Source organism: Streptomyces bugieae (assembly GCF_036352915.1).
Lineage (GTDB): Bacteria > Actinomycetota > Actinomycetes > Streptomycetales > Streptomycetaceae > Streptomyces > Streptomyces endophytica.
In genome coordinates this window covers 651,643-677,652 of sequence record NZ_JAZBJP010000001.1, presented here as the reverse complement: position 1 = coordinate 677,652, position 26,010 = coordinate 651,643, and the positions used below count along the sequence as shown (strand labels likewise).

Here is a 26,010-nt window from a genome sequence, read left to right as displayed (position 1 = left end):
CCTTACTTTCCGTACGCCTTGGCCGCGGCCGCTTCGAGCTTCTGGGCCGTGCCCTTGGGGTCGGACGGGTCGCGCAGGAAGTCCTGCAGCAGCTTCCACTCGCCGGCGCCCTGGGTGCCGCCGAACGCCGCCGGTGCCTGGTCGGACATGTCGAAGCGCACCGAATTCCCGGCGCCGGTCAGCGACTTGGCCGCATTGCGGGTGACCTCGTCGTGGTACGCGGACGCCGGCACCTTCTTGTTGGGCGAGATGTAGCCGCCCGCCTTGGCCCAGATCGCCGACGCCTCGGGCGTGCCCAGGTACTTGACCAGTTCCATCGCGGCCTTCTTGTTCTTCCCGGCCTTGAGCACCACCGCGGCGTCACCGCCGCTGACCACCGGCGCCTTGCCCCCGTCGACCGACGGGAAGGGGAAGAACTTGGCGTCCTGGCCGACCTTCTTGTGCAGCTCATCGGTGACCAGGGCGCTGACGAAGTCGCCCTCGTAGACCATGGCGGCCTTCTGCTCGGGGCCGAAGACCTGCTGGACGGACTCGGGGAAGTCGGTGCGCAGCGCGCCCGAACCGCCGCCGGCCACCAGGTTCTTGTCGCCGAAGAGCTTGCCGAGCGTGGTCAGCGCCTTGACCACGGAGGCGTCGGTCCACGGGATCTTGTGGGCCGCCAGCTGGTCGTACTTCTCCTGTCCGGCCTGGGAGAGGTAGATGTTCTCGAACCAGTCGGTGAGCGGCCAGCCGGCCTCACCGGCGACCGAGAAGGCCGGCACACCCGAGTCGGAGAGGGTGCGGCCGGACTTCAGCATCTCCTGGTACGTCTTCGCGGGCTTCACCCCGGCCTGCGAGAACGCCTCCGGGCTGTACCAGACCGTCGACTTGTGGCTGGCCTTGAAGTACAGGCCGTAGTAGGTCTTGCCGACCGTGCCGTAGTCCTTCCAGACCTGCGCGAAGTTCTGCTTGGCCTCGGCACCGATCTCCGCCGAGAGCGGCGCCAGCCAGCCCTTCTTGGCGAACTGCTGGAGCACGCCGACCTGCGGGACCATCACCACGTCGGGCGCGTTGCCGCCCTCGATCTGGCTGCCGACGACGGTCGAGACGTTGTCGCCGGTGGAGGAGAAGACCACCTTGGCGCCGGTCTTCTCGGAGAAACCGTCCAGCACCTTCTTGAAGTTCTGCTGTTCCACGCCGGTCCAGACACCGGCCACGGTGAGCGTCTGGCCGCTGAGTGCCTGCTTGCCGCCGCCGGCGGAGGCGCCGCCGCCGCATGCGGTGGCGGACAGCGCCAGGCCGAGCACGGCCGCGCCGGAGAGGGCGGCTCGGGTGTGTCGTACGGAGGGTCGTCTCATGGTGGTTTTCCCTTCGGGAGGACTGGCGGTGCGTCGAGGGGGAGGGGTGTGGGGCTATCGGGGGGCGGGTACGGACGCGGACCCGGGGGCGTGCATCCACCAGGCGGCGGTGGAGCCCGGCAGCGTCCCCGCCGGGCAGTCGCCGCTGGCCAGCAGCGGGACGCCGGGGGCGGGGGCGGGCACCGGTTCGGTGCCGAAGTTGACGGCACAGACCAGGCCGTCGCCGCGTTCGAAGGCCAGCACCTGGGGCGGGGAGGGGAGCCAGCGCAGCGTTCCCTCGCCGAGCTGGGGGAGGCTGCGGCGCAGCTGCAGCCCCTCGCGGTACAGGTGCCAGAACGACCGGGTGTCGGCCAGGGCCCGGTCCGTGGCGTGTGCGGCGAACCACTCCGGCTGCGGCAGCCAGGGCCGCGCCGCGTCGGTACCCGAGGTGAAGCCGAACGGGGAGGCGTGCCCGGACCAGGGGAGCGGTACCCGGCAGCCGTCGCGGATGTGCTGCCGGCTGCCCGTGCGGTGGAATATCGGGTCGGTCAGGACCTCGTCCGGCAGGTCGACGACCTCCGGCAGCCCCAGCTCCTCGCCCTGGTAGACGTACGCCGCGCCGGGCAGCGCCAGCATCAGCAGCGCGGCGGCCCGGGCCCGGGCGGGCCCCAGTCCTCGCCCGGACTCCGTCCGGGAGGTGCCCTCAGGCCCGCTGCTGGGTTCGGCCGCGTACCGGGTGACGGTCCGCACCTGGTCGTGGTTGTTGAGGACCCAGGTGACCGTGGAGCCGGTGCCCGCGATGTCGGTCAGGGCCTCGGATATCACCGTGCGGAAGGTGTCGACGTCCCAGCGCGCGGTCAGCAGGTGGAAGAAGAACGCCTGGTGCAGCTCGTCGGGCCGGACGTACGCGGCCTGCTCGCTCGGGGTGCGTACGGAGACCTCGCCGACCAGCAGCCGGTCGCGGCCGTCGCGGGCGGTGTACTCCTCGCACAGCGCGCGCCAGTCGCGCCACACCTGGTGCACCTCGGGCTGGTTCCAGGCCAGCGGGTTGACCGAGTCGCGGGTCCGCTCGTCGGCCGACGGGTCGGGGGAGTCGGGGAGTTCGGGGTGCTTGAACAGGCCCGCTGCCACGTCGATCCGGAAGCCGTCGACGCCGCGGTCCAGCCAGAAGCGCAGCACCTTGTCGAAGTCGGCGGGCACCGCCGGGTTGCGCCAGTTCAGGTCGGGCTGCTCGGGCGTGAACATGTGGAGGTACCACTGGCCGGCGGTGCCGTCCGCCTCGGTGACCCGGGACCAGGCGGGGCCGCCGAACATCGCCCGCCAGTTGTTGGGCGGCAGCTCACCGTTCGCCCCGCGCCCGTCGGCGAAGTGGAACAGCGCGCGGGCCGCACTGCCCGGCCCGTCCTCCAGGGCCGCGCGGAACCACGGGTGCTCGCTGGAGCAGTGGTTGGGGACGATGTCCAGCAGGACCTTCAGGCCCAGCCGGTGCGCGTCGGCCACCAGCAGGTCGAACTCGGCGAGGTCGCCGTAGACCGGGTCGACGTCGCGGTAGTCGGCGACGTCGTAGCCGTGGTCGTGCTGCGGGGAGGGGTAGAAGGGGCTGAGCCAGATGCCGTCCACCCCGAGCTTCTTGAGGTACGGCAACCCCGTGCGGACACCGGCCAGATCGCCGATGCCGTCACCGGTGCTGTCGAGGAAGCTGCGGACGTAGACCTGGTAGATCACCGCGTCGCGCCACCAGCGCTGAGCCGTGTCCGGGGACGAGGTCCCGGTGGCCGGCCGGACCGCGGGGGCGGCCGGGTCGGTGAGGGGGAGGGAGGGCGCGTCTTCGGCCGGGGAGCCGTTGTCTGCGGTGGCGATGAGCATCTGCCGTGATCCCGTTCTTGCATGAGCATGCCGTGCGGCCTGCCGGGGTCGCTGTTATGCATGCATGTTAAGTAGCCATGTCTTTTCGGTGTCAACGAAAAGACGCAATCTGCTTGGAAGATGCCCTGATTTGTCCGGGCTTGGGAGGCACTTCGAGGCGCGTCCGTTACTTAACAAATAACTAGATCAGGGAGGGGGAGAGGGGCAGGCGAGGGTCAGCCGCGGCTGACGATGGCCCGCAGTTCGCGCTCCAGACGCGCGACGGTGGCGTCCGTGCTCAGCCGGTGGACCAGCGCGTCGTGCACGACGGCCTGCACCGCCAGGCTCACCTGGTCGTAGCGCGGGCTCTTGAGCCGCGGCCGGGCGGTCAGCACGGCCCGCTTGAGCGTCGGCAGATAGGGGAACCGCCGTACCAGCTGCGGATCCGCGTACAGGTCCGCCCACACCGGTGGCAACGCGCCCTCGGTGAGCACCCGGCGCTGCACCTGCTCGGACGTCAGATAGGAGATCAGCTCGGCGGCCGTCTCCGGATGCCGTGAATGCGCGTTGACGGCCAGATTGGAGCCGCCCAGCGCGCTGGCGCCCGGCCCGTCGGGGCCCGGCAGCGGCACCGCGCCGAACTTCCCCGCCACCTTCGAGGACGGGCCGCCGGCCAACGCGTACGCGTACGGCCAGTTCCGCAGGAACAACAGATGGCCGTCCTGGAAGGACGTGCGGGACTCCTCCTCCTTGTACGCCAGCGCGCGCTGGGGGATCCACCCCTCGCGCACCCCGTCGAGCAGGAACGACAGGCCCCGGCGGGCCGCGGGGGAGTCCACGGTCACCCGCGTGCCCTCACCGGCGAGCACCGAACCGCCCGCCGACTGCACCGCCTCGACGACGTTGGCGGTCAGCCCCTCGTACGGCAGGAACTGGCCCGCATAGCCGTCCAGTCCGTACTTGGGCGCGACCGTTTTCGCCAGACGCGCCAACTCGGCCCAGGTGCGCGGCGGCCGGGCACCCTCCCGGTCGAGCACGTCCTTGCGGTAGTAGAGCAGCCCCGCGTTGGTCACGTACGGCACCGCGTAGAGCCGCCCCCGGAAGGTGGCGGTGTCCACCACGGGAGGCAGGAAGCGCTCCAGCGGGAACCGCGCGCCGTCGACCGGTTTGATCCAGCCCGCGGCCGCGAACTCCGACGTCCAGGCCACGTCGATGTTCAGCACGTCGAAGCGGGAGCTGTGCGAGCGCAGCTCGGTGACCATCTGGGCCCGGACCTCGTCGGCCGCGTCCGGCAGCTCGACCAGCGTCACCTTCTCGCGCGGGTGGTGGACGTTCCAGCCGTCGAGGACGCCGCGCAGATAGCCCGTGAGGTCACCACCCGTCACGAGCGTGATCGGGCCGCGGCCGTCCGGATCGCCGAGCGGCTCACCGGCCCGGGCGCCCGTATTCCCCGCGAACAGCAGCGAAAAGACCAGCAGAGCCCTCGTCGCGGCACGCTTCCACCGCATGGGCTCCTCCTTGAACCAGGCGTCGACGGGACACTGGACCGACAGCCCGCCCCATGTATACCTGTTAGCCATGCGGGATACTAGATGTCGCAGGGAGATACGACGACCGACCGGCTCACACCCGGATGAGTTCACATAACCGGCATGTAGGGCGGGGAGGGAGAGGAAGAGCGTGCGGCTGCCACTCCTGGCATTGTTGGTCAGCGGGCCCGCACACGGCTACGAACTCAAGCAGGCCCTTGAGAACCTCCTCGGCGCGGCATACCCTCAGCCGAACGTCGGACAGATCTACGTCACCCTGAGCAGGCTGGAGAAGGCGGGCCTGATCGAGGGCGAGGACGTCGAGCAGTCGGACCGGCCCAACAAACGCATCTACCGGATCACCGCCGCGGGGCGGGAAGCGGTGGATGTCTGGTTCGACGAGGCCACCGCCGAACCGCGGGTGCGGGACGAATTCTTCATGAAGCTCGCCGTCGCCACCCAGACCGGGACCGCGGACCGGATCGTCCTGATCAACAAGCAGCGCCGCCAGTACCTCAACACCATGCGCGACCTGTCGAAACTCGCGGCGGTCGAGGACCGGGGCAACCCGATCGCGCAGCTGCTGATCGAGGGCGCGATGCTGCATCTCCAGGCGGATCTGGACTGGCTGGAGCGCTGTCAAGAGGAGTTGGAATGAACCGGGACGAGCCGTCCGGCCCGATAGTGCGGGCAGCCGGCCTGGTCAAGACCCACCGGCCGGAAGGCGCCGCCCCCGTCCACGCCGTACGGGGCGTCGACCTGACCGTCGAACGCGGCGAATTCGTCGCCGTCACCGGCCCCTCGGGCGCGGGCAAATCCACCCTGCTGCACCTTCTCGGCGGCCTCGACCGGCCCGACAGCGGTTCCCTGTGGCTCGACGGCCGCCAGGTCGACGGCTACCGCGAGGCCCGCTGGGCGGAGCTGCGCCGCAACCACATCGGCATCGTCTTCCAGTTCTTCAACCTGGTCTCCAACCTCTCCGTCGCCGACAACGTCGAGCTCCCCGCGCTGCTGGCCGGCCGCTCCCCCCGGCAGGCCCGTACCGCCCGCACCGAGCTGCTCGACGAGCTCGGCCTGACCGGCAAGGAGAACTGCACGCCCGGCGAGCTCTCCGGTGGCGAACAGCAGCGGGTCGCGCTGGCCCGCGCCCTGGTCAACGCCCCCAGCCTGCTGCTCGCCGACGAACCCGCCGGCAGCCTGGACAGCAAGGGCACCCGGGAGGTGCTGCGGCTGCTCGCCCGCTTCCACCGGCGCGGCCAGACCATCCTCCTGGTCACCCATGACGCCCGGATCGCCAGCGCCGCGGACCGGGTGATCAGCTTCTTCGACGGCCAGGTCGTCGACGACGCCCACCTCGGCAGCGAGCCCGGCCGCCCGGCGTCCGGCGTCTCCGACGTACTGAAGCTCAAGGGCTGACCCGTGCGAGCGGCAGCACGCTGGACCCAGGCACATCTGAGAGCGCACCGCCCCGCGGCCGTGCTCATCGTGCTGGCCACCGCCGGGATCACCGTCTCCCTGCTGCTGGCCACCGCCCTCTTCTCCTACGCCACCGACCCCTGGCAGCGGATCTTCACCCAGTCCTCCGGCGCCCACGTCTGGATCCACACCCAGGCCGGGGCCCGCGCCGGTTCGCTCGCCGCACTGGACGAGGTGCGGACCGCCGCCGGCCCGTACCCCACGGTGCGGACGACCGCGAGCCTCCAGCCCGGCGGCGCCCGGGCGGCACTGGAACTGCGCGGCGTCCGCGGGCGGCCGGCGACCGCCGCCCCGCAGACCGTCGCGGGCCGCTGGCTCGACCCGCACACCGATGCGGGGGCCACCCGGGGCATTGTGCTGGACAGCTCGGTAGCCCGGGCGATCTGGGCCAAACCGGGTGATTCCCTTGCGTTGAGCGGCTTCCCGACGCCCCTGCACGTGGTGGGCATCGCCGACACCGCCGAAGCGCCCTTCCGGGCCGGCGAGACCCCCGGCGTCGCCTGGGTGCTCCCGCAGACCCTCGCCGCCTCCGACGCGGGCGCCGACCAACGCGGCCGCGCCATCGGCCTCCGGCTCAGCCACCCCGAGGACACCGACTACGTCGTCCAGCGGGCGGTCACCCAGCTCGGCGCCGACCAGATCACCGATGTCTCCACCTGGCGCCAGGCCAAGGCCGAGGCCGCCGGCGACAACAGCCTCCTCGCCCGGCTGCTCGGGCTCTTCGGCCTCGGTGCCCTGCTCGCCGCCGCCCTCGCCGTGGGCGGCGCCATCAGCACCAGGATCCGCGGCCACCTCCGCGACATCTCCGTCCTCAAGGCCATCGGCTTCACCCCGGGCCAGGTCGTCCGGATGTTCCTCGCCCTGCACCTCGGCTTCGCGCTGCTGGGCGTCACCCTCGGAGCCCTGGTCACCCAGCTGCTCGGCCCCCTCGTGCCCGGCCGGATCGGCGAGGCGACGGCCCTGTGGGCGCAGCTCCCCGAACACACCTGGCTGCCCCTCGCCGTATGCGGTGGCGTGGTGGCCTTCATCGGCGCGGCCACCTGCCTGACCGCATGGCGCGCCGGCCGGGTGCCACCCGTCCCGGTCGCCCGCGCCGCGGCACCCACCGCCGGCGGCGGATCCGGTCTGACCCGGCGCGCCCTCGGCCTCAAGATCCCCCCGGCCCTGGTCCTCGGCTGGCGCGGCGCCTTCCACCGCCCGCTGCGCTCCTGGGCGGCGGTGGCGCGCCTCGCCGTCCCCCTCCTGCTCATCACCATCGCCCTGGGCGCCTGGACCACCCTGGACCGCTTCACCGCCCGCCCGGAAAGCGTCGGCCTGGCCGCGTCCCTCACCGTGCGCTCGGACTCCCTGAGCGACCGGCAAGTACACCAACTCCTCGCGGAACAGGGCCGGTTGACGTCCTACCCCGGCGCCGAGGTGCAGGCACTGGTCCCCGGCCAGACCGGCACGATCACCCTGCGCGGCCTCGGCACCGACGCCCACCCCTACCCCTTCGCCCTCGCGGAGGGCCGCGCCGCCCACGGCCCGGACGAGGCGGTCGCCGGCGCCGGCCTGCTGGAACTCCTCGACGCACACGTCGGCGACTGGGTCCGGATGACCGTCGCCGGCCGCCCGCACGTCCTGCACATCGTGGGCCGCAGCATCGAAACCGAAGACGCCGGCCGGGTCATCTCCACCACCCTCGACACCCTGCGCGACGCCGGCCCCGGCACCCCGGCGGCCCGCCCCGACTTCTACAACCTGGTCCTGCCCCACGGCACCGGCCCCGCCGCCGTACGTGACGCCCTCACCAAGGCCTCCGCGGGCCGCCTGGAAGTACGCCAGATCCCCAACCCCGCCGACCAGCTCTCCGCGGTCCGCGGCGTCGCCGCCGGACTGATCGCGGTCCTCACCCTGATCGGACTCGCGGAACTGGCGACCACGGTCGGCGCCGCCGTACGCGACCGCAGCCGCGACCTGCTCGCCCTGCGGGCCGTCGGCCTCACCCCCCGCCAGATCACCGCCGTCATCGTCTCGGCCACCGCCTTCATCACCCTGGCCGCCGCGCTCACCGGCACCGCGCTCGGCCTGCTCGCCTCCCAGTGGCTCATCGACCTCCAGGGCGAAACGAGCGGCTGGGGAACGGGCATCGCCCAACTCCCGCCCGCCGGAACCCTGGCCCTGGTCATCGCCCTCGCCGTGACGATCTCCGCGGCGGCCGCCACCCTTCCGGCCACCCGCACGGCACACCGCCGCCTGGCGGACTCGGCGGCAGAGGTGCTGTAAGAGGCAAGGGCCTCTTCCCCGCACGTGCCGTGGGGTCCACAGTGGCGCCGGTGTGCCCATCGCTACCGAGGAGCGGCGACTGTGAAGATCTTTCTCTCGTCCGACATGGAAGGCACCGCGGGAGTCGTCGACTGGGACCAATGCCGACAGGGAGGCCCCCGCTACGAGTACTTCTGCGGCCTGCTCCAGGAGGAGGTGAACGCGGCGATCGAGGGCGCGGCCGCGGCCGGTGCGACCGAGTTCCTGGTCAACGACTCGCACGGGGCGATGGCGAACCTCCGGCCGGACGCACTCGCCGGCCGCGCCCGGTACCTGTCCGGCCGCCACAAGCCGCTGTACATGATGCAGGGCCTGGACGCCTCGTACGACGGAGTCTTCTTCGTCTCGTACCACGGCTCGATGGCCGGGTCCCCCTCGACGCTCTCCCACACCTACAACCCCCGGGCCGTCGCGGAGGTTCGGCTGAACGGCACGCCGGTGGGCGAGAGCGGCATCAACGCGTTGGTCGCATTCGGGCACGGGGTCCCGGTCGTACTGATCACGGGTGACCGGACCACCGCCGAAGAGATCGGGCCGTTCTGCCCGGGCATCCGGGCCGCGGTGGTCAAGACCCCGGTGTCCCGCTTCGCCGCGGACAGTCTGCACCCCGAGGACGCACGCGAGGTGATCAGGGAAGAGGCCCGCGAGGCCGTCCGGGGCCTACGGGATGCCGCGCCACCCCGGATTGCCGTCCCCGCCACGCTCACCCTCCGCTTCCGCAACACGGACCTCGCCGAGATGGCGACCTGGATCAACGGGGTGGTCCGGGACAACGACGACGACCTCACCGTGCACGTCACCGACGACGACCCCCTCCGCCTCTACCGGACCTTCGTGACGGTGGTGTTCCTCACCAGAGGGATCGCCGAGTGACCGCGCCGGCGCCGTTGCGGCGCCGTCCTGCCTGCCGACGGCCGGCACGACATGCACGAGCACGCCCTCGTCGTGGCGGTTGAGGGAGCGGACCGACCCGGGCGGCCGGCGGGGCCGTCAGTCCGTGGCGGGGCCGAGTTGGACGCAGCATTCCCCCGGGCGGGGTGCGAGGACGGCCTCCACGCCGCTGACCTTCAGACCCTGCAGATAGCCGGCGATGAAGGCGTGGTTCATGCCGCACACCAGGTCGGGGGCCCTGGCCGCAAGCGGGTGGAACGGGCAGTTGCGCAGCCGGAGTTGGGTGGACGTCTCGCGGAACGGCTCGAAGCCGTGCTGGTCGAGCATCCGCTCGCAGACATGGAGTCCGCGTTCCGCGCCGAGCCGGCCGGGACGCGTCTGCTCCCGTTCGGCCTCGCCCAGTTCGCGGCCGCGCCGGCCGGCCGTGCGTACGGCGGCGTGGGTCGCGGTTTCGCCCTCGTCCTCGGTCAGGACGGCCTCCAGCAGGAGGTCGGCCAGGAGCTCGTGGCGGCGGTCCGGGATGCTGACGCGGATCTCGCTGTCGGTGGGTTCGTAGACCTTCGGCTGCCGGCCGACCTTCCGGATGCCGCCGGGTGAGGCGTACCGGGCGCGCAGCAGACCGGCGTCCACCAGCTTGTCGAGGTGGAAGGCGGCGAGCTTGCGGGAGATGCCCACGCTGGCGGCCGCCTCGTCCCGGGTGACGGGGCGGCCCTGGCGCCGGATGAACGTGAACATCTGCCGTCGGGAGTCCTCGTTGAGGACGCTCACGGACTCGATCGCGGCGTCGTCCGGCCGCTTCTGCGGTGTTGCGTCGGGGTCCACCCCTCCACGATAACGCGCATATCGGTAGGTCCAACCAGTAAATCGTCGCCCTGTGCGGAGCTCACCTGCCCGTCTTGACGCCCCTCCGGAATAAGACCAAGATTTGTTGGTGAAAAAGGAGGTGGTCGGCATGGCTGATCCATTGCCTGGCCGTGCCAAGCGGCCGGTGAGTGCCGCACTGGCCGGTCCGTACGGGCACCCGTTCCATCCGATCCTGGTCACGGTCCCCATCGGGGCGTGGGTGGGCAGCCTGGTCTTCGACGTCGCTTCGCACCTCGTGCACGATCCGGCCGTCCTGGCCCGGGGCGCGATGTGGCTGATCGCGCTGGGCGTGATCGGTGCGCTGGTCGCCGCGCTGGTGGGGTTCCTGGACCTGTTCGCGATTCCGCCCGGGACCCGGGCGTTCCGCGTCGGTCTGCTGCATATGACGCTGAACCTGCTGGTCACCGCCGCCTACGCGGGGAACTTTCTGTGGCGGCATGCCGGCCACGGGCCCGCGGGCAGCGTCGGGGCCGGGATGGTCACGCTGAACGCCGTGAGCCTGGCGGTCCTGGGCGTCTCGGGATACCTGGGCGGGAAGCTCGCCTACCGCTACGGGGTGCGGGTCGCCGACGAGACCACCCAGGCCGAGGGCTTCGCCCCCCTCCCACACCATCCGGACCGAAGCGCCGGCTGACGCCTTTCCCCACCGCGGCCGCGCGGCGTCGCGGACGCGGTGGCCAACCCGTTCACGTTCACCAAGAGGAGCAAGAGGAGTCCCGATGGACATCGCCGCACTGATCGCCTGGCTGATCACCGCTCTGGGCGGCTTCTACATGCTCGGTACCTGGCTCGCCCGCGGAGGGGCCTCCGGCGGCACCAGCCGGCTGCCCGTCCCGGTCGTCTTCGGCCACTTCGCGCTGGCCGCGGCCGGCCTGGTCGTCTGGATCGTCTACCTGATCACCGACAAGGACGCGCTGGCCTGGACCGCGAACGAGAGCCTGCGCGGGACCCCCGGCCGCATGGCCCGCGCGTACGCGGAGCTGTTCAGCCCCCGCCCCTTCGACCTCACGACCTTCCCCAACGACGAGGGCTACGACGAACTCGTGCTGGCCCGCAGCATCCCGGTGCGGTCGGTGTGCGAGCACCATCTGCTGCCGTTCGTCGGCACCGCCCACGTCGGCTACCTGCCCGGACGGCGGATCCTGGGCCTGTCCAAACTGGCCCGGGTGGTCGAGCACTTCGCCTGCCGCCCCCAGGTCCAGGAACGCCTCACCAAACAGGTCGCCGACTGGCTGCAGACGCAGCTGGAGCCCAAGGGCGTGGGCGTCGTCATCGAAGCCGAACACACCTGCATGACCCTCCGCGGCGTCCAGGCCACCGGCTCCAGCACCCTCACCTCCACCCTCCTGGGGACCCTGCGGAACGACGCCCGCTCACGCGCCGAATTCCTCGCACTGAGCGGCCTGCCCACCCGATAGGCCACACTCGACGGGCCGCACTCGACAGGCCTCCGAGGGCCCACTTCCTCACCTCGCCACGGATCCGACCGAAAGACCGACGCATGGAAATCTGGATCAATCCCGCGTGCTCCAAGTGCCAGTCCGCCCTGACACTGCTCGACGCGGAAGCAGCGCAGTACACGGTGCGGTACTACCTGGAAGACCCGCCGACCGCGGATGAACTCGACGCCGTCCTGCAGCGCCTGGGCCTGGAACCGTGGGACATCACGCGCCTCGGCGAACCCGTCGCGGCCGAACTGGACCTCGCCGCATGGTCGCGTGAACCCGCTGACCGCGCCCGGTGGATCGAGGCGCTGGCCGCCCATCCCGCGCTGATCCAACGCCCGATCATCACCGCCGACGACGGCACAGCGGTGGTGGCCCGCTCACCGGAATCGGTGCGCTCGGCCCTCCGGTAGCCCGGGGAGGGGAGCGGCGGCTGCCGCGGCGGTCTCTGGAACGCCTGCCCGGGGACTGGCACGATGAGCGTCCATGGATGATCAAGTCTCCCCCACCACCCAAGCCCTGGACCTGATCAAGGACCGCTTTCCGCATGCCCTGGGTGCCGTACTCGGGGGCTCGGCCGCCCAAGGCCGGGCCACCCCGACAAGCGATCTGGATGTGGCGGTCCTCCTCCCGAACGGGGACACCAGCCGCCGCGAGGTGGTACGCCACGGCGGCCGCCTGGCCGAACTGATCGTCCACACCCTCGCGGACGCTCCGGAACACTTCGAGAGGGACAGAGCCCTCCGCCGGGGCACCCTCCTCTTCATCTACGACCAAGGTCTTCCCCTGGCCGATCCCCACGGTCATCTGGCCCGTACCCGCGAACAGGCCCGCGCCGTGCTCGCCGCGGGCCCTCCGCCGCTCACTCCGGCGGAGTGGGAACGAGGACGCTACGTCCTCACCTGTTTCCTGGACGACCTGACCGACACCTCGCCCGCCACTTCGCCCACCGGGCGGTACGAACAGCTCTCCCTCGCCGACTTCACCCTGCGGGAGGCGGCGCACCTCCTCATCGCTCACCACGGTGACTGGACGGGCATCGGTAAATGGCTGCCCCGCAGGCTGCTGAGCGCGGACCCGGTACGAGGCAGGGCTCTGCTGGACGGCCATCGGGCCGTGGCCGAGCACGCGGACCCGAGCCCCTTGGCGGTGGCCACCGAGCAGGTGCTCGACGTCCTCGGTGGACCGCTCAGGGAGGGGTACACGCAACGTTGGCGCGCCTGACTGTACGGCGTATGTGGGATCCTGCCGAACGGTGAAGTCTCCTGCTGCGACAGCATAGAAGGCCTGTTTCGGAGGCCTGGGCCGGTAACGTCTGTGCTAGTGCAGGTTTACAGGTTCAGCGTCGGGTGAAGGACCCAAGGGGAGGAGCCGCAGGCATGGCCGTGAAGTCCGATCCGCCGTTCCGGCGCATCGCCGACGAGATCGCGCGGCGCATCGATGAGGGTGAACTCGCCCCGGGCGAGCGCGTCCCGTCGACGCGTCAGATCGCCCGGGACTGGGGAGTCGCGCTCGCCACGGCCACGAAGGCCCTCACCGCGCTCCGCCTGGCAGGGCTGGTCGAGGCCCGGCCCCGGGTCGGCACCGTGGTGGCGGCCAAGGAACGCGCGGTGTCGGAGGGGGGCCGGCCCCCGGCCAAGCGCCAACCTCCGTCCTCGTCCTCGTCTTCGTCCCCGTTTCCGTCGCCGCCCCATGGCTCCTCCGATCGCGAACTGACCCGCGAGCGGATCGTCCGTGCCGCTCTGGACATCGCCGACGGCGAAGGGCTGGCGGCGGTGTCGATGCGCAGCGTCGCCGCCAGGCTCGGTGTCGCCGCCATGTCCCCGTACCGGTACGTCAACAGCAAGGACGACCTGGTCCTGCTGATGGCCGATGCGGCCTTCGGCGAGGAGGGCTATCCGGTCGAGCCGCCGGAGGGGTGGCGGGCCCGGCTGGAGCTCGGCGCGCGCACGCTGTGGCGGATCTACCGCAGGCATCCCTGGCTCGCGCAAGTCGGCTCGCTCACCCGCCCCTTGATGTTGCCGGCCCTGATGGTCCATGCGGAGTGGGCGCTCGCCGCCCTCGACGGCCACGGGCTCGACCCGGCAACCATGCTCGACCTGCACATCCTGCTCTACAGCTACCTTCACGGGATCGCCGTGCATCTGGAGCGGGAAGCCCAGGCCGAGGCCGCCACCGGGCTGTCCGAGGATCAGTGGATGGACCACCAGACTCCCGCCTTCGAGGCGATCGCCGCGGCAACCCGGTACCCCGTGTTCGGCAGAATCACGGACAGTCTGAAGGACGGCTACGACCTCGACCTCGACACGTTCTTCGAGTTCGGCCTCAAGCCGCTGCTCGACGGTATCGCCCTGATCATCGAGGCCCCGCCCACCGCCCGCCGGCCCGCATGACCGTGTGAAGCCGGGGACGGGAGGGGGTGTCCTCCCGGCCGCCGGTACCGCGAGGGGCCCGGTCGGTCGGTCGGTCGAGGCCGGTCGACCATCCGGTCAGGCGGTCAGGCGGTCAGGCCGTCAGGCGGCGGACCAGGGCGACCAGGCTCTCGCGCTGGGCTTCCGGTCCCGCCGTGGCGACGGCGGGCATGAGCATGCAGGTCAGCTGCGGCAGTGTGAACCAGGAGGCGGTCAGTGCGATCACCGCGTGCATCAACTGGCCGGCGGTGACCTCGTCGCTGAGGGCCCCCGACTTCTGCGCCTGGGCGACCGCGGCGATCTTCTCGTCGTAATGGCCGGTGCGCTCGGACTCGGCGACCACCCGGTCCTGGTACTGCAGGCCTTCCCAGGCGAGCAGCCGCACGAAATGCGGGTGTTCGCGGTGGTAGTCGAAGACCCGGCCCGCATAGTCACCGAGGTCCCGCGCCTGTTCGGCGGTGAGGGGTACCGCAGCCGCGATCTTCTGCAGTTCGGATTCCAGCACCGCCACGAACAGCTTCTCCTTGCTGCCGAAGTACTGGTAGATCCGCTCCTTGTTGATACCCGCCCGGGTGGCCACCCGGGCCACCCGGGCGCCTTCGGGGCCGAACTCGGCGAACTCCTCCACCGCCGCATCGAGCAGGAGCTGTTTCGTACGTGCTGTGTCCCAGGCCATGCCTCCACCCTAACCCACCTCCAACCAAAGGGTTGGACTTTGTTGCGGGCCTGTGCGAGACTCCAACTGAACGGTTGGAAATTACCTTGGCAACCCGCTTGAGCAGGAGAAACGCATGTCCACGTCCACGTCCACGTCCAGGCCCGTCTCCAGGCCCGCGTCCGCGAGCACGCCTGCCTCCGTCCCGTCCGTCCACCGCCGCGCGCTGATCACCTGGCTCGCCGTCTATCCCACGATCACGGTCGTCCTCGGCCTGCTCGGCCCGGCCACCGCCCACCTGCCCCTGGTGCTGCGGACGCTGATACTCACCGCGATCGTCGTCCCCGTCGCCGTCTACGCGCTCGTCCCCTTGCTGATGAAGGCCAACGCCGCACTCACCCGCCGCTGACCCGCGCAGACGACGTCGAGTACGCCGGGCGGGAGGTGCTCGGCGGCCAGACGGGCGAGGGGTGCGGCGGGGACGGGGTGGCGTCGGACGGTTTCAGCACCACGGTGTTGCCGGCGGCCAGCGCGGGCGCGATCTTCCACACGGCCATCATCAGGGGGTGGTTCCACGGCGTGATCTGGGCGCAGACGCCGACCGGTTCGCGGCGCAGGACGGAGGTGCGGCCCGGGGTGTACTCGGCGGCCGTCGCGCCCGGGAGGTTCCGGGCGGCTCCCGCGAAGTGCCGCAACACGTCCACGATCGCGGGCAGTTCGTCCGCCAGGAAGAGGGCGCGCGGCTTGCCCGTGTCGGTCACCTCGGCGTCCGCCAGCGCGTCCGCCTCCCGCTCCAGGGCGTCGGCGATGCGGAGCAGTGTGGTCTGCCGGTGCCCGGGAGTCGTCGTCGACCAGCTTTGGAAGGCATCCTCGGCGGCCCGGCAGGCCGCGTCCACGTCCTCGGGTCCGGAGCGTGGGGCCGTGCCGTGCGGGAGGCCGGTGGCCGGGTTGACCAGCGACAGCGTGGCACCTGAAGTGGCCGGCGCCTCCTTGCCGTTGACGTGGTAGAGGACGGTCGTGCGGCGGTCGGTGTCAGCCACGGCGCAGGGCCTCCTCGGCGGCGGCACGGCCGGTGCGGACGGTGCCCTCCAGACGGTCACCCTGGACACGGCACTCACGTCCGTCTGGCGCCATGTCTCCGCGGCGCTCGGCCTGCCGGACACCCTGCCCACGGACTGACGTCCCCGGCGCGCCGACCCTCCGCGGACCGGGGGAGGAAGCCCGGTTCCTACTGTGAACAACGCGGCGCGCCCTGCCCTCGGTTCCCGTCCGAGCTGTGACATTCCTCCGACCCTCCGCGCCTTCCCGCGGCCCCCGCCACCTGCGCATACTCCAGGACCGCCGTGCCTCAACTGCCCAGGGGCGACGGCCGATTGGATGGAGTGAAGGGGAATGATGACATCGGACACGGTCTCCGCGGCGGACGCGGGCACCTGGCTGCTCGGTGATCGTGAGGTCAACCGGCTCGGCCTGGGCGCCATGCGGCTGACCGGCAGCGCCGCCTTCCACGACGGCACCCCCAGCGACCGCGCCCGGGCAGCCGAAGTACTGCGTCGCGCGGTCGAGCTCGGGGTGAACCACATCGACACCGCGGCGTTCTACTTCTCCCGGCTGCGCTCCGCCAACGAACTGATCAACTCGACGTTGGCGCCGTACCCGGACGACCTCGTCATCACCACCAAGGTCGGCCCGGCCAGGGACGCTTGCGGCGAGTGGACCGCCCCCGCGCGGCCCGACCAGCTGCGCGGCCAGGTCGAGGAGAACCTGCGCCAACTCGGCCGCGACCACCTCGACGTGGTCAACCTGCGCCTCATGGGCCAGCCCTCCGTCGGCGAGCACTTCGGTGCCCTCGCCGAGCTGCGCGAAGCCGGCCTCGTCCGTCACCTCGGCCTCTCCAACGCCCGCCCGGAGCACCTGGCCGAGGCCCTGACGATCGCACCGGTGGTGTGCGTCCAGAACCGGTACGGCCTCGACGCACCCGACGGCGCACGGATGCTGCACGAATGCGCCGCACGCGGCATCGCGTTCGTGCCCTTCTTCGCCATCGCCGGGGACGGACGCGAGGCGGGGGCCGTCCGTGCCGAGCACGACGAGGTCCGCGCCGTCGCCCGCACCCACGGTGCCTCACCGGCACAGGTACGTCTGGCCTGGACCCTGGGACAAGGCGCCCATGTGCTGGCCATCCCGGGGACCGGAAACCCGGATCACCTCGTCGACAATGTGGCGGCCGGCGCGCTGCGGCTGACGGAGGAGGATCGCCGGATCCTCGATGCGATCGGCCGCACCGCACCCTGACGCCGGCTCACGGCAGCCGTGCGTGACGCCGTTCCGGAACCGGCCCCACCGGTGACCGGGCCGCCGACGCTCTCCCGCCGGGCAGTGCCACGTCCGTATTCCGCCGGACACTCCCGGGCGCGGTGACCAGACTCAACGCCTGTCACCACCAGCGCCTGCGGGAGAGGTCACCACACGTGAGACAGCGCGACGAGACAAGGGGGGCCGCCACAGAGGCCCGGTCATCCGTCGAAGCCGAACAGGAGCCGCTCCTCGCCCTCGGTGCGACGCTCGCCCTCGGCGCGGTGCTCGCGCTGCTGAGCACCACCTTGGTGTCGGTCGGCATCGGCAGGCTCGCCGAGGAGTTCTCGGCACCGCTGTCGACCGTGCAGTGGGTGAGCACCGCCTACCTGTTGGCCCTGGCGGTCTCCATTCCGGCCGCCGGCCGGGCCATGGACCGCTTCGGTGAGAAGCGGCTGTGGCAGGTGTCGCTCGTCGTCCACCTCGTCGGGTGTGGGGCGGCGGCGCTCGCCCGGACCGTCGACGTGCTGATCGCGGCACGCGTGGTGCAGGGGGTCGGCGCCGCGATGTTCGAGCCGATCATGCTCACCATGCTGGCGCGCGCTGCGGGCCCCCGCCGGGTCACCCGGGTGATGAGCCTCGTCCAGATCCCGATCACCATGGCACCGGTCTTCGGGCCCGTGGTGGGAGGCGTCCTCCTCAACGCACTTGACTGGCAGTGGCTGTTCTGGCTCAACGTTCCGGTGGGCGTGCTCTGCGCGCTGCTGGCCCAGCGGCTGCTTCCGCAAGACCCCCCACGGGCCTCCCGCTCCGCCGCCCGCCTGGACGTGACCGGACTCGCGCTGCTGCCCGCGGGACTGGCCGCGCTCATGCTCGGCCTCTCCCAGGCGGCCGGTACCGGCACCGGGGACGGCGGCGGTGCCCCGGCCCGGGACCTCCTCGTCCCCGTCTCCCTGCTCGCCGGGACCCTGCTGTTCGTCGGGTACGTCGTGCACGCGCTCCGTACGCGCAAGGCGCCGCTGATCGATCTCCGGCTGTTCGGGGCGGGCCCCGCGCTCTCCGCGGGCTTCACCAGCGTCGCCCCGCAGAGCGCCGGCCGCGCCAGCAGCGTGCTGATCGCGGCCATCCAGTTGGGCGGCTCCGTCGGTACCGCCCTCCTCGCGGTGGTGCTCCAGCGGCAGCTCGCCCACACCCCCACGGCCGCCGTCGCCTACGCCGCCACCTTCTGGTGGACGCTGGCGCTCTGCGCACTGGGCGCCGTCACCGCCCTCTTCCTCCCCCGTTCCGAACGCAGTTGAGAGCTTGAGAGCTCGAGAGCCTGAGAGGTTGAGAGAACACATGGCACACCTTCCCGAGAACACCGGCGCCCCCCTGAGGGGCAGAGTCGCCTTGGTGACCGGGGGATCCCGCGGCATAGGCGCCTCCATCGCCGAACGCCTGGCCTTCCGGACGGCGGGCGCATCATCACGATCGGCAGCGTCAACGCGGACCGGATGCCCTTCGCCGGGGGCTCCGTCTACGCCATGACCAAGGCGGCCGTCGCGGGCCTCACCCGCGGACTCGCCCGCGAACTGGGCCCCCGCGGGATCACCGTCACCAACATCCAGCCCGGCCCCACCGACACGGCCGCCAACCCCGCGCACGGCCCCCTGGCGGACGCCATGCGCGGCTGGACGGCCCTGAACCGCTTCGCGACCCCCGAGGAGATCGCCGTACTGACCGCCTACCTGGCCGGACCGGAATCCGCCTTCATCACCGGCACCAGCCTCACCATCGACGGCGGCTTCGCCGCCTGACCCCACCGGCCCGCGTTCCGCTTCTCCCGGAATGCCGTCATCGTCATCGTCCGCACCCCCGTGAACACCGGGAAAGGTACGCGCCGGTAGCGGAGTCCGGCCTTCAACTGTTCGGTTCCGCTTCACTTTTGGAGTTCTGACAACTTCATGACGGGCCTCCTACGGTTGCCTCGCTTCAACGAGAGAACGCCACTCCCCGCGCCGTCCACGGTTCTTTCTCGGAGGTCCGCTGTGTCCATGTTCTCCCGTATCCGACGGCCGCGCCGGTCCGTCTCGCTCTTCGGTGCCACCGGCCTCGTGGCCGCCTCGCTCGGGCTGTGGGGCAGCGCCCCCGGCGTCGCGCAGGCCGCGGCGCTGCCGACGCCCGACCACGTCGTGGTCGTGGTGTTCGAGAACCACGCCTACGAGCAGGTCATCGGCAGTTCGAGCGCTCCGTACCTGAACAACACGCTCAAGGCCGGTGGTGCCAACCTCACCAACTCCTTCGCGCTGACCCACCCCAGCCAGCCCAACTACATGGACCTGTTCTCGGGCGCCACGCAGGGCGTCACCGACGACAGCTGCTACACCCCGCAGTTCTCCGGCGCCGCCAACCTCGGCTCCGAGCTGATAGCCGCCGGCAAGACCTGGGGCAGCTACAACGAGGGCCTGCCCTCCGAGGGCTCCACGACGTGCACCAACAGCGCCACCAAGTACGCGCGGAAGCACAACCCGTGGTTCGCGTTCAACAACGTGCCGCTGAACACCGCCCACACCTTCAGCCAGTTCCCGACGAACTACAGCACGCTGCCGAAGGTCTCGTACGTCGTGCCGAACCTGTGCAACGACATGCACGACTGCTCGATCACCACCGGCGACAACTGGCTGAAGAACAATCTCGACGCCTACGCCCAGTGGGCCAAGAACAACAACAGCCTGCTCCTCGTCACCTTCGACGAGGACGACCGGTCCCACAACAACCACATCGCCACGGTGCTCTACGGAGCGCACGTCACCCCGGGCAGCTCGTCCACCGCGACGTACAACCACTACAACGTCCTCCGGACCGTCGAAGACCTGGCCGGCCTGACCACGCACGCCGGCAACGCCGCCTCCGCCTCCGACATCACCGGCATCTGGAACTGACCACCGTGTACGTAGCAGACAGCCGTACCACCCCTGCTCCGGCCGACCCGGGTACCCGCCCGGGCGGCCGGGGCAGGGCCCTGCCGCACACCAAGGCCGCGACCGCGCTGCGGGCCGTGCCCCGGACCGTGCTCGTCCTCGGCACGGTCAGCCTGATCACCGACGTCTCCTCCGAGATGGTCACCGCCGTCCTCCCGCTCTACCTGGTCGCCACACTGGGCCTGTCCCCGCTGGGCTTCGGCCTGCTGGACGGGGTCTACAACGGCGTCAGCGCCCTGGTCCGGCTGGTCGGCGGCCATCTCGCCGACCGCGGTGGGCGGCACAAGGCCGCAGCCGCCGTGGGGTACGGGCTCTCCGCGCTGTGCAAACCTCTGCTGCTGCTCGCCCACAGCGTGCCGCTGATCAGCCTGGTGCTCGCCGCCGACCGCACCGGCAAGGGGCTGCGCACGGCACCGCGCGACGCGATGATCTCGTTGGCCTCCTCGCCCCGGACACAGGGGCGTTCGTTCGGTGTGCACCGTGCCATGGACACCGCCGGAGCCCTGCTGGGGCCGGTCACCGCCTTCGCCATCCTGCGGGTGGCGGCCGGGGGCTACGACGCCGTGTTCACCGTGAGCTTCTGCGTCGCCGTGACCGGTGTGCTGGTCCTGCTGCTCTTCGTGCCGGGCCGCACCCCGTCGCCCGGGACCCCGGCTCCCACCGCGCGGGTCTCCCTGGCCGCGGCGGCCGGCCTGCTGCGCCGGGCCGAGCTGCGACGGCTCACCCTGTGCGCGCTGCTGCTGGGACTGGCCACGGTCTCCGACTCCTTCCTCTACCTGCTGCTGCAGCGGCGCCTGGACCTGGCCCAGGAGTGGTTCCCGCTGCTGCCGGTCGCCACCGCGGGCTCCTTCCTGCTGCTGGCCATCCCCCTCGGCAGGGCCGCCGACCGCTGGGGCCGGTGGCGGACCTTCCTGGCCGGGCACCTGGGCCTTCTGCTCGCGTACGGGCTGGTGCTGGCGCCGGTCCACGCGCCCGTGTTGCCGGTGGTGGCCGTGGTGCTCGTCCTGCACGGCGCGTTCTACGCCGCGACCGACGGGGTACTGATGGCGGCGGCCGCCGGCGTGACACCGCCGCAGCTGCGCTCCAGCGGCCTGGCCCTCGTCCAGACCGGTCAGGCCGGGGCCCGCTTCGCCTGCTCCGTACTCTTCGGCGCCGCCTGGACGGCGTGGGGAGACCGGACCGCGCTGTCCGCCGCCGCGGTGGCGCTGGCGGCGAGCGCGGGGGTGTGCGCACTGCTCCGGCCGCTGCGTACGGGCACGGAGGCGGCGGCGACGGAGGACGGCCCGGCCGCACCCTCCACCACCGTCGAACCGCCCACGACCGACTCCGCGCGCACGGCCGACTCCGCGCCCACGACCGACTCTGCCGACCCCGCGCCCACGACCGACCCCGCGCCCACGACGGAGGCCGCCGGATGAACCCCCGCACCCGCATCGTCGTCCTGCTCGTCGCCGTGGTCGTCCTCGGCGGCGTCGCCGTGGGCGCCGTGCTGCGGGCCGCCGACCAGGCGAACCGCAAGGACCAGCAGCAGACCACCGGCCCGCGGGTGACCGCGGGGCGGGTGGCACTGGCCGGAGCGGCCTCGGCGCGGCAGCCCCGGCTGGTCTTCCGCAGCACGCTGTGGGGTCCGCACCGCGACGAGCTGGTGTCCGTACCGGCCTCCGACCCCGCCGGCCCACGCACCGCGTCCGGCCTCCGCTGCCTGCGCTTCTACACCGCCGCCGGCACCGGCAGTTGTCTGCGTGCGGTGCCCGGCGCGATGGCCGGCCACTACGAAGCCGTCGTGCTGGACTCCCGGCTGCGGGTCCGCAGGCACCTCCCACTGGTCGGGAGCCCCACCCGGACCCGGGTCTCGCCCAGCGGGCGGATGGTGGCATGGACCGTGTTCGTCAGTGGAGAGTCGTACACCGGGCTCAACTTCTCCACCCGCACCTCGATCCTCGACACCCGTACCGGAAAGTTCCAACCCAACCTGGAGTCCTACCGCGTCATCAAAGACGGGCAGCCGTACCGGAGCCCGGACATCAACTTCTGGGGAGTGACGTTCGCCGACGACGGGCACTTCTACGCCACCCTGGCCACCCGCGGGACGGCCTATCTGGTGCGCGGCGACATCGCCCAGCGCACCGTGACCACCCTCCGCGGCAACGTCGAATGCCCGTCGCTCTCCCCGGACGGGACCCGGCTGGCGTTCAAGAAGCGGGTGCCGGGCCTGCCGGCGGACGCACCCTGGCGACTGTACGTGCTGGACCTGCGCAGCATGCGCGAGCACCCGCTCGCCGAGCGCCGCAGCGCCGACGACCAGGCCGTGTGGCTGGACGACCACACCGTCGCCTACGCCCTGCCCGGCGACTTCGAGACCGACGCCTGGGCCGTCCCGGCCGACGGCACCGGCCACCCACACCGCCTGATGCCCGCGGCCCAGGCCCCGTCCGCGATCCGCTGACTGGCCATCACACCGAACAAGGGACGGCGGGATCGGGAGCCCTCCCGCGCGCCGGCGTGCTCAACGCACCTCGATTGGACGCCGGTTGGTCGCCCGTCTAGTATTTTGGCCATGCGGTCAGAAATTAATTCGGGCGGCCAGAACGGCTCCGTCCCGGCGTCCGGCGTCGGCGATCCGAAGGGGCGGGAGCCCGAACGCTCCTTCATCGAGAAGGCGCGTCGCGCCCAGATCATGGATGCCGCCGTCGAGACCATCGCGGCACGGGGGTTCGCGAAGGCCTCGCTGGCGCAGATCGCCGAGCGGGCGGGGATCAGCAAGGGCGTGATCTCGTACCACTTCGCCGGGAAAGGCGAGTTGATCGAGCGGCTCGTCGAGCAGATCTACGAGGGGATCGGCGCGTTCGTCGCGGCCCGGCTGGAGCGGGAGGCCGGGAAAGCGGCCTGGCTGCGGGTCTATGTCGAGTCGGTGGCCGCGTACATGCAGGACCACCGGTCCCAACTCGCCGCGCTCGGCGAGATCTTCGGCAACTACCGCACCGAGGAGGGGGCGTTGCACTACGGCGTCGCCTCGAGTGAGCCGCTGTACGCCGCGCTGGAGGGGGTCTTTCTGGAGGGGCAGCGCAACGGCGAGTTCCGCGACTTCGACGTCCGCGTCATGGCCGTCAGCCTCCAGGCCGGGATCGACCACATGTTCGCGTACTGGAGCGCCCATCCCGAGCACGACCTGGCCGCCCACGCCCGCCAACTCGCCGACCTCTTCGAGCACGCCACCCGGGCGGACCCGGCGCCGGACGGGGCACCAACAGCACCGCGCAGCAACGAACTGCACTGAATCAGCACTGAACGGGGAGAATTTCTCATGACGCATGATCCGGGCCGCCCGGCCGTGACGGTCGGGCCCGAGCCGGCCACCGGGCGGCCCAAGCCCGCCGCCCGGCTGTTCTACATCGACAACCTGCGCATCGTGCTGACGGCGCTGGTGGTGCTGCACCACACCGCCGTCACCTACGGCCACATCCCCGCGTGGTACTACACCGAGCCGGCCAAGGACGGCTCCGGGTTGGTCCTGGACGCGTTCGTCATGTTCAACCAGGCGTTCTTCATGGGGTTCTTCTTCATGATCGCCGGTTACTTCACGCCGTCCTCCTACGGCCGCAAGGGAACCCGGCCCTTCCTCCGGGACCGCCTCAAGCGGCTGGGCATTCCGCTCCTCGCCTTCATCCTGCTGATACGCCCGCTGGTGAACTTCAGCGGTTACACCGCGCTGCGGGCGCAACTCGCCGAGCAGGGCAGGGACCTTCCCTACTGGCTCTACTACGGCTTGAGTTGGGACGCCGGGCCGATGTGGTTCGTCGAGGTGCTCCTGGTCTTCTCGCTGGTGTACGCGCTGGTCCGGCACCGGCGGGCGCGCGGTCTCGCGGGCCCGGGCTCCGAAGGCGCGGGCGTCCGGGCGCCCGAGCGGGCCCCGCGGCCGCTGCGGCCGTTCGCCATCGTCACCTTCACCCTCGGGCTGGCCCTCGCGACGTACCTCTGGCGGTTCGTCGTGCCGAACGGCAGCTACCTGCCGGTCCTGGGCCTGCCCACCCCCAGCTACCTGCCGCAGTACGCGAGTTTCTTCGTCATCGGGGTGCTGGCCCACCGCCACGGCTGGCCGCAGACGCTCTCCCGGGTCGCGGGGCGGGTGGGCTTCGCCGTCGCCACCGTCGCGACGCTCGCGTACCTGCCCGTCGTCGTCACCGCCGGGAACGGCGTGCTCGACGGGCGCGGCAGCTGGCAGTCGCTGGCCGGGGCCGCGTGGGAGTCGACGTTCGCCGTGGGCGTCGTGCTGGGGCTGACCGTCCTGTTCCGGGAACGCTTCCATCGGCAGGGCCCGGTCGCCGCGTTCCTCTCCCGCCATGCCTTCGCGGTCTACCTCACCCATGCGGCCGTGCTCGTCGGCCTCGGGTACGCCTTCCGCTGGCTGCACACCCTGGCGGTCGTCAAGTTCGCCCTGGTCGCGGTCCTGGCCCTGCCGCTGTGCTGGGCCGTTGCCTACGCCGTCCGCCGGCTGCCCCGGGCGGACCGGGTGCTGTGACGCCGTAGCGGCTCTCCTCTGGTGGCCGACGCCCACTGGAACCGGCCCCTGTGCCCGGCCCGAGCCGGGAGCAGGGGCCGGCCGGCTGCCCCGCTCACCCCAGCGGCTTGTCGAGAACCGCCTTGGAGTGGCTGAACGTCTCCAGCGAGTACTCGCCGTGGTAGCGCCCCGTGCCGCTCTCGCCGACGCCGCCGAACGGCAGGTCGGGCGCGGTGAGATGGGCGACCGGCAGCCCGAAGGTGAGCGCGCCGGAGGAGGTCTCGGTCAGGAGCCGGTGCTTGGTGGTGTCGGAGTCGGTGAACGCGTACAGCGCCAGCGGCTTGTCCCGGTCGTTGATGAAGGCGATCGCCGCGTCCAGGTCGGGCACCGGCACGATCGGCAGGATCGGACCGAAGATCTCCTCCCGCATCACCGGGGAGTCGGGGGAGACGTCGGCCAGGACGGTCGGGGCCAGGTAGCGGCCGGCGCGGTCGTGGGTGCCGCCGATGACCGTGCGGCCGCTGTCGAGGAGGGCGGTCAGCCGGTCGAAGTGGCGCTCGTTGACGATCCGTCCGTACTCGGGCGCGGTGGCCGGGTCGGCGCCGTAGGTCTCGCGTACGGCCTCGGCGAGGTGCGGTTCGATGTCCCGGGCGGTGTCGCCGATGGCCAGTACGTAGTCGGGGGCGACGCAGGTCTGGCCGGCGTTGAGGAACTTGCCGGTGACCAGCCGCCGGGCCGCCGCGGCCAGATCCGTACCGGGGTCGAGGACGACGGGGCTCTTGCCGCCCAGCTCCAGCGTGACCGGGGTCAGATGCCGGGCGGCGGCGGCCATCACGATCCGGCCGACGGTGCCGTTGCCGGTGTAGAAGATGTGGTCGAAGCGCTGGGCGAGCAGCGCGGTGGTCTCCGGGACGGCGCCCTCGACGACGGCCACCGCGTCGGCGTCCAGGTGGCGCGGCAGCAGCCGGGCGAGCGCGGCCGAGGTCGCCGGGGCGAGCTCACTGGGCTTGACGACGGCGCAGTTGCCCGCGGCGAGCGCGCCGACGAGCGGGGCGAGCGCGAGCTGCAGCGGGTAGTTCCAGGGCGCGATCACCAGGACGACGCCGAGCGGTTCGCGGACGACCTGCGCGGTCGCCGGGAGCAGCCGGTCGGGCAGTTCGGCGGGCCGGGGTGCCAGCCAGCCGTCGAGCCGGTCGAGGGTGTGGTCGATCTCGTTGAGGGTGAAGCCGATCTCGGTGCGGTAGGCCTCCTCGGGGCCCTTGCCCAGGTCCGCGGCCAGCGCGGCGAGGAGCTCGTCGCGGTGGTCGGTGAGCAGGGTGCGCAGGGCCGTCAGCTGGCCGCGCCGCCAGTCGGTGGGGGCGGTGCGGTGGCTGGCGAAGGTGGTGCGGAGCCGGTCGACCACGGCGGCCGCGTCCAGGGCGGTCGCGTCCAGGTCAGGGGTGGCGGTGTGGGAAGTCATGTCGCCGAGGCTACACGAAACGAAAACTTTTCGTTTCGTAAAGACGGGTCGGTAGACTCGCG

General features: G+C 71.6%; 26 protein-coding genes. 19 read left to right on the top strand and 7 right to left on the bottom strand.

Annotation, left to right across the window (positions count from 1 at the left end):
- Window positions 1-2: 2 nt before the first annotated feature.
- The 3 genes from V2J85_RS03260 to V2J85_RS03250 form a co-directional block, all read right to left on the bottom strand.
- The gene (locus tag V2J85_RS03260) at window positions 3-1,337 is read right to left on the bottom strand and encodes an ABC transporter substrate-binding protein (protein WP_261953199.1); all 1,335 of its coding nucleotides are present in this window, start codon (window positions 1,335-1,337) and stop codon (window positions 3-5) included.
- 54 nt (window positions 1,338-1,391) lie between these two features.
- Window positions 1,392-3,182: a glycoside hydrolase family 13 protein gene (locus V2J85_RS03255; RefSeq protein WP_330820563.1), complete on the bottom strand. Its 1,791-nt coding sequence runs from the start codon at window positions 3,180-3,182 to the stop codon at window positions 1,392-1,394.
- A 215-nt stretch (window positions 3,183-3,397) separates the two neighbouring features.
- Window positions 3,398-4,669 (bottom strand): ABC transporter substrate-binding protein, encoded by a 1,272-nt coding sequence (locus tag V2J85_RS03250; protein WP_261957243.1) that lies wholly within the window; start codon window positions 4,667-4,669, stop codon window positions 3,398-3,400.
- Window positions 4,670-4,841: 172 nt separating this feature from the next.
- Here V2J85_RS03250 and V2J85_RS03245 point away from each other — a divergent pair, with 172 nt between their 5' ends.
- From V2J85_RS03245 to V2J85_RS03230, 4 genes are all read left to right on the top strand, one after another.
- Window positions 4,842-5,348, top strand: a complete 507-nt coding sequence (locus tag V2J85_RS03245) for a PadR family transcriptional regulator (RefSeq protein WP_261953201.1) — start codon at window positions 4,842-4,844, stop codon at window positions 5,346-5,348.
- A complete protein-coding gene (locus V2J85_RS03240; protein ID WP_261953202.1) occupies window positions 5,345-6,106 on the top strand; it encodes an ABC transporter ATP-binding protein in 762 nt (253 codons plus the stop codon). The genes V2J85_RS03245 and V2J85_RS03240 overlap by 4 nt, the downstream gene beginning before the upstream one ends.
- Window positions 6,107-6,109: 3 nt before the next feature.
- Window positions 6,110-8,431, top strand: a complete 2,322-nt coding sequence (locus tag V2J85_RS03235; protein WP_330820562.1) for an ABC transporter permease — start codon at window positions 6,110-6,112, stop codon at window positions 8,429-8,431.
- An 81-nt stretch (window positions 8,432-8,512) separates the two neighbouring features.
- The gene (locus tag V2J85_RS03230; protein ID WP_330820561.1) at window positions 8,513-9,343 is read left to right on the top strand and encodes a M55 family metallopeptidase; all 831 of its coding nucleotides are present in this window, start codon (window positions 8,513-8,515) and stop codon (window positions 9,341-9,343) included.
- 117 nt (window positions 9,344-9,460) lie between these two features.
- Here V2J85_RS03230 and V2J85_RS03225 read toward each other — a convergent pair whose 3' ends face one another.
- Window positions 9,461-10,183: a helix-turn-helix transcriptional regulator gene (locus tag V2J85_RS03225; protein WP_410011187.1), complete on the bottom strand. Its 723-nt coding sequence runs from the start codon at window positions 10,181-10,183 to the stop codon at window positions 9,461-9,463.
- A gap of 130 nt (window positions 10,184-10,313) precedes the next feature.
- Here V2J85_RS03225 and V2J85_RS03220 point away from each other — a divergent pair, with 130 nt between their 5' ends.
- The 5 genes from V2J85_RS03220 (at window position 10,314) to V2J85_RS03200 (ending at window position 14,063) form a co-directional block, all read left to right on the top strand.
- Window positions 10,314-10,859, top strand: coding sequence for a DUF2231 domain-containing protein (locus V2J85_RS03220; protein WP_330820560.1), 546 nt, complete (start codon window positions 10,314-10,316; stop codon window positions 10,857-10,859).
- An 85-nt stretch (window positions 10,860-10,944) separates the two neighbouring features.
- Window positions 10,945-11,643: a GTP cyclohydrolase I FolE gene (folE, locus tag V2J85_RS03215; protein ID WP_330820559.1), complete on the top strand. Its 699-nt coding sequence runs from the start codon at window positions 10,945-10,947 to the stop codon at window positions 11,641-11,643.
- A gap of 83 nt (window positions 11,644-11,726) precedes the next feature.
- Entirely contained in the window at window positions 11,727-12,083 is a 357-nt protein-coding gene (locus tag V2J85_RS03210; RefSeq protein ID WP_261953208.1) for an ArsC/Spx/MgsR family protein, read from the top strand.
- Between the two features lie 73 nt (window positions 12,084-12,156).
- Entirely contained in the window at window positions 12,157-12,894 is a 738-nt protein-coding gene (locus tag V2J85_RS03205; RefSeq protein WP_330820558.1) for a nucleotidyltransferase domain-containing protein, read from the top strand.
- A 155-nt stretch (window positions 12,895-13,049) separates the two neighbouring features.
- Window positions 13,050-14,063 (top strand): TetR/AcrR family transcriptional regulator C-terminal domain-containing protein, encoded by a 1,014-nt coding sequence (locus tag V2J85_RS03200; protein ID WP_261953210.1) that lies wholly within the window; start codon window positions 13,050-13,052, stop codon window positions 14,061-14,063.
- A gap of 112 nt (window positions 14,064-14,175) precedes the next feature.
- On the opposite strand, the gene V2J85_RS03195 is transcribed toward V2J85_RS03200, so the two are convergent.
- Entirely contained in the window at window positions 14,176-14,757 is a 582-nt protein-coding gene (locus tag V2J85_RS03195) for a TetR family transcriptional regulator (RefSeq protein ID WP_261953211.1), read from the bottom strand.
- 115 nt (window positions 14,758-14,872) lie between these two features.
- On the opposite strand from V2J85_RS03195, the gene V2J85_RS03190 reads away from it, so the two are divergent.
- Window positions 14,873-15,145 (top strand): putative antibiotic biosynthesis monooxygenase, encoded by a 273-nt coding sequence (locus V2J85_RS03190; RefSeq protein ID WP_330820557.1) that lies wholly within the window; start codon window positions 14,873-14,875, stop codon window positions 15,143-15,145.
- On the opposite strand, the gene V2J85_RS03185 is transcribed toward V2J85_RS03190, so the two are convergent.
- Window positions 15,132-15,776, bottom strand: a complete 645-nt coding sequence (locus V2J85_RS03185; RefSeq protein WP_419836730.1) for an aldehyde dehydrogenase family protein — start codon at window positions 15,774-15,776, stop codon at window positions 15,132-15,134. The two genes, V2J85_RS03190 and V2J85_RS03185, sit on opposite strands and share 14 nt — an antisense overlap.
- Between V2J85_RS03185 and V2J85_RS03180 the strand changes: the two genes are divergently transcribed.
- The 9 genes from V2J85_RS03180 to V2J85_RS03140 all read left to right on the top strand — a co-directional run bounded on the left by V2J85_RS03180 (window position 15,766) and on the right by V2J85_RS03140 (window position 24,510).
- Complete coding sequence (locus V2J85_RS03180; protein WP_330820556.1) at window positions 15,766-15,915, top strand: hypothetical protein; 150 nt, start codon at window positions 15,766-15,768, stop codon at window positions 15,913-15,915. The genes V2J85_RS03185 and V2J85_RS03180 overlap by 11 nt on opposite strands.
- Window positions 15,916-16,131: 216 nt before the next feature.
- A complete protein-coding gene (locus tag V2J85_RS03175) occupies window positions 16,132-17,031 on the top strand; it encodes an aldo/keto reductase (RefSeq protein WP_330820752.1) in 900 nt (299 codons plus the stop codon).
- Between the two features lie 176 nt (window positions 17,032-17,207).
- On the top strand, window positions 17,208-18,329 hold the full coding sequence (locus V2J85_RS03170; RefSeq protein WP_330820555.1) for an MFS transporter: 1,122 nt from the start codon (window positions 17,208-17,210) through the stop codon (window positions 18,327-18,329).
- 105 nt (window positions 18,330-18,434) lie between these two features.
- Window positions 18,435-18,827, top strand: coding sequence for an SDR family oxidoreductase (locus V2J85_RS03165; RefSeq protein WP_419836741.1), 393 nt, complete (start codon window positions 18,435-18,437; stop codon window positions 18,825-18,827).
- 237 nt (window positions 18,828-19,064) lie between these two features.
- Window positions 19,065-19,952, top strand: coding sequence for an alkaline phosphatase family protein (locus tag V2J85_RS03160; protein ID WP_261953216.1), 888 nt, complete (start codon window positions 19,065-19,067; stop codon window positions 19,950-19,952).
- Between the two features lie 5 nt (window positions 19,953-19,957).
- On the top strand, window positions 19,958-21,409 hold the full coding sequence (locus tag V2J85_RS03155) for an MFS transporter (protein ID WP_330820554.1): 1,452 nt from the start codon (window positions 19,958-19,960) through the stop codon (window positions 21,407-21,409).
- Complete coding sequence (locus V2J85_RS03150; protein WP_261953218.1) at window positions 21,406-22,437, top strand: TolB-like translocation protein; 1,032 nt, start codon at window positions 21,406-21,408, stop codon at window positions 22,435-22,437. Before V2J85_RS03155 ends, V2J85_RS03150 begins: the two co-directional genes overlap by 4 nt.
- 111 nt (window positions 22,438-22,548) lie before the next feature.
- Window positions 22,549-23,268, top strand: a complete 720-nt coding sequence (locus V2J85_RS03145) for a TetR/AcrR family transcriptional regulator (protein WP_261953219.1) — start codon at window positions 22,549-22,551, stop codon at window positions 23,266-23,268.
- Between the two features lie 27 nt (window positions 23,269-23,295).
- Entirely contained in the window at window positions 23,296-24,510 is a 1,215-nt protein-coding gene (locus V2J85_RS03140; RefSeq protein WP_330820553.1) for an acyltransferase family protein, read from the top strand.
- 94 nt (window positions 24,511-24,604) lie between these two features.
- On the opposite strand, the gene V2J85_RS03135 is transcribed toward V2J85_RS03140, so the two are convergent.
- Window positions 24,605-25,948 (bottom strand): aldehyde dehydrogenase family protein, encoded by a 1,344-nt coding sequence (locus V2J85_RS03135; RefSeq protein WP_330820552.1) that lies wholly within the window; start codon window positions 25,946-25,948, stop codon window positions 24,605-24,607.
- Window positions 25,949-26,010 lie beyond the last annotated feature (62 nt).

Coding starts and splice junctions, on each gene's coding strand:
- V2J85_RS03195 (WP_261953211.1), bottom strand. CDS start 14,757: ATGGCCTGGGACACAGCACGTACGAAACAGCTCCTGCTCGATGCGGCG.
- folE (WP_330820559.1), top strand. CDS start 10,945: ATGGACATCGCCGCACTGATCGCCTGGCTGATCACCGCTCTGGGCGGC.
- V2J85_RS03210 (WP_261953208.1), top strand. CDS start 11,727: ATGGAAATCTGGATCAATCCCGCGTGCTCCAAGTGCCAGTCCGCCCTG.
- V2J85_RS03150 (WP_261953218.1), top strand. CDS start 21,406: ATGAACCCCCGCACCCGCATCGTCGTCCTGCTCGTCGCCGTGGTCGTC.
- V2J85_RS03135 (WP_330820552.1), bottom strand. CDS start 25,948: ATGACTTCCCACACCGCCACCCCTGACCTGGACGCGACCGCCCTGGAC.
- V2J85_RS03200 (WP_261953210.1), top strand. CDS start 13,050: ATGGCCGTGAAGTCCGATCCGCCGTTCCGGCGCATCGCCGACGAGATC.
- V2J85_RS03160 (WP_261953216.1), top strand. CDS start 19,065: ATGTTCTCCCGTATCCGACGGCCGCGCCGGTCCGTCTCGCTCTTCGGT.
- V2J85_RS03140 (WP_330820553.1), top strand. CDS start 23,296: ATGACGCATGATCCGGGCCGCCCGGCCGTGACGGTCGGGCCCGAGCCG.
- V2J85_RS03145 (WP_261953219.1), top strand. CDS start 22,549: ATGCGGTCAGAAATTAATTCGGGCGGCCAGAACGGCTCCGTCCCGGCG.
- V2J85_RS03220 (WP_330820560.1), top strand. CDS start 10,314: ATGGCTGATCCATTGCCTGGCCGTGCCAAGCGGCCGGTGAGTGCCGCA.
- V2J85_RS03205 (WP_330820558.1), top strand. CDS start 12,157: ATGGATGATCAAGTCTCCCCCACCACCCAAGCCCTGGACCTGATCAAG.
- V2J85_RS03250 (WP_261957243.1), bottom strand. CDS start 4,669: ATGCGGTGGAAGCGTGCCGCGACGAGGGCTCTGCTGGTCTTTTCGCTG.
- V2J85_RS03240 (WP_261953202.1), top strand. CDS start 5,345: ATGAACCGGGACGAGCCGTCCGGCCCGATAGTGCGGGCAGCCGGCCTG.
- V2J85_RS03190 (WP_330820557.1), top strand. CDS start 14,873: ATGTCCACGTCCACGTCCACGTCCAGGCCCGTCTCCAGGCCCGCGTCC.
- V2J85_RS03260 (WP_261953199.1), bottom strand. CDS start 1,337: ATGAGACGACCCTCCGTACGACACACCCGAGCCGCCCTCTCCGGCGCG.
- V2J85_RS03175 (WP_330820752.1), top strand. CDS start 16,132: ATGACATCGGACACGGTCTCCGCGGCGGACGCGGGCACCTGGCTGCTC.
- V2J85_RS03255 (WP_330820563.1), bottom strand. CDS start 3,182: ATGCTCATCGCCACCGCAGACAACGGCTCCCCGGCCGAAGACGCGCCC.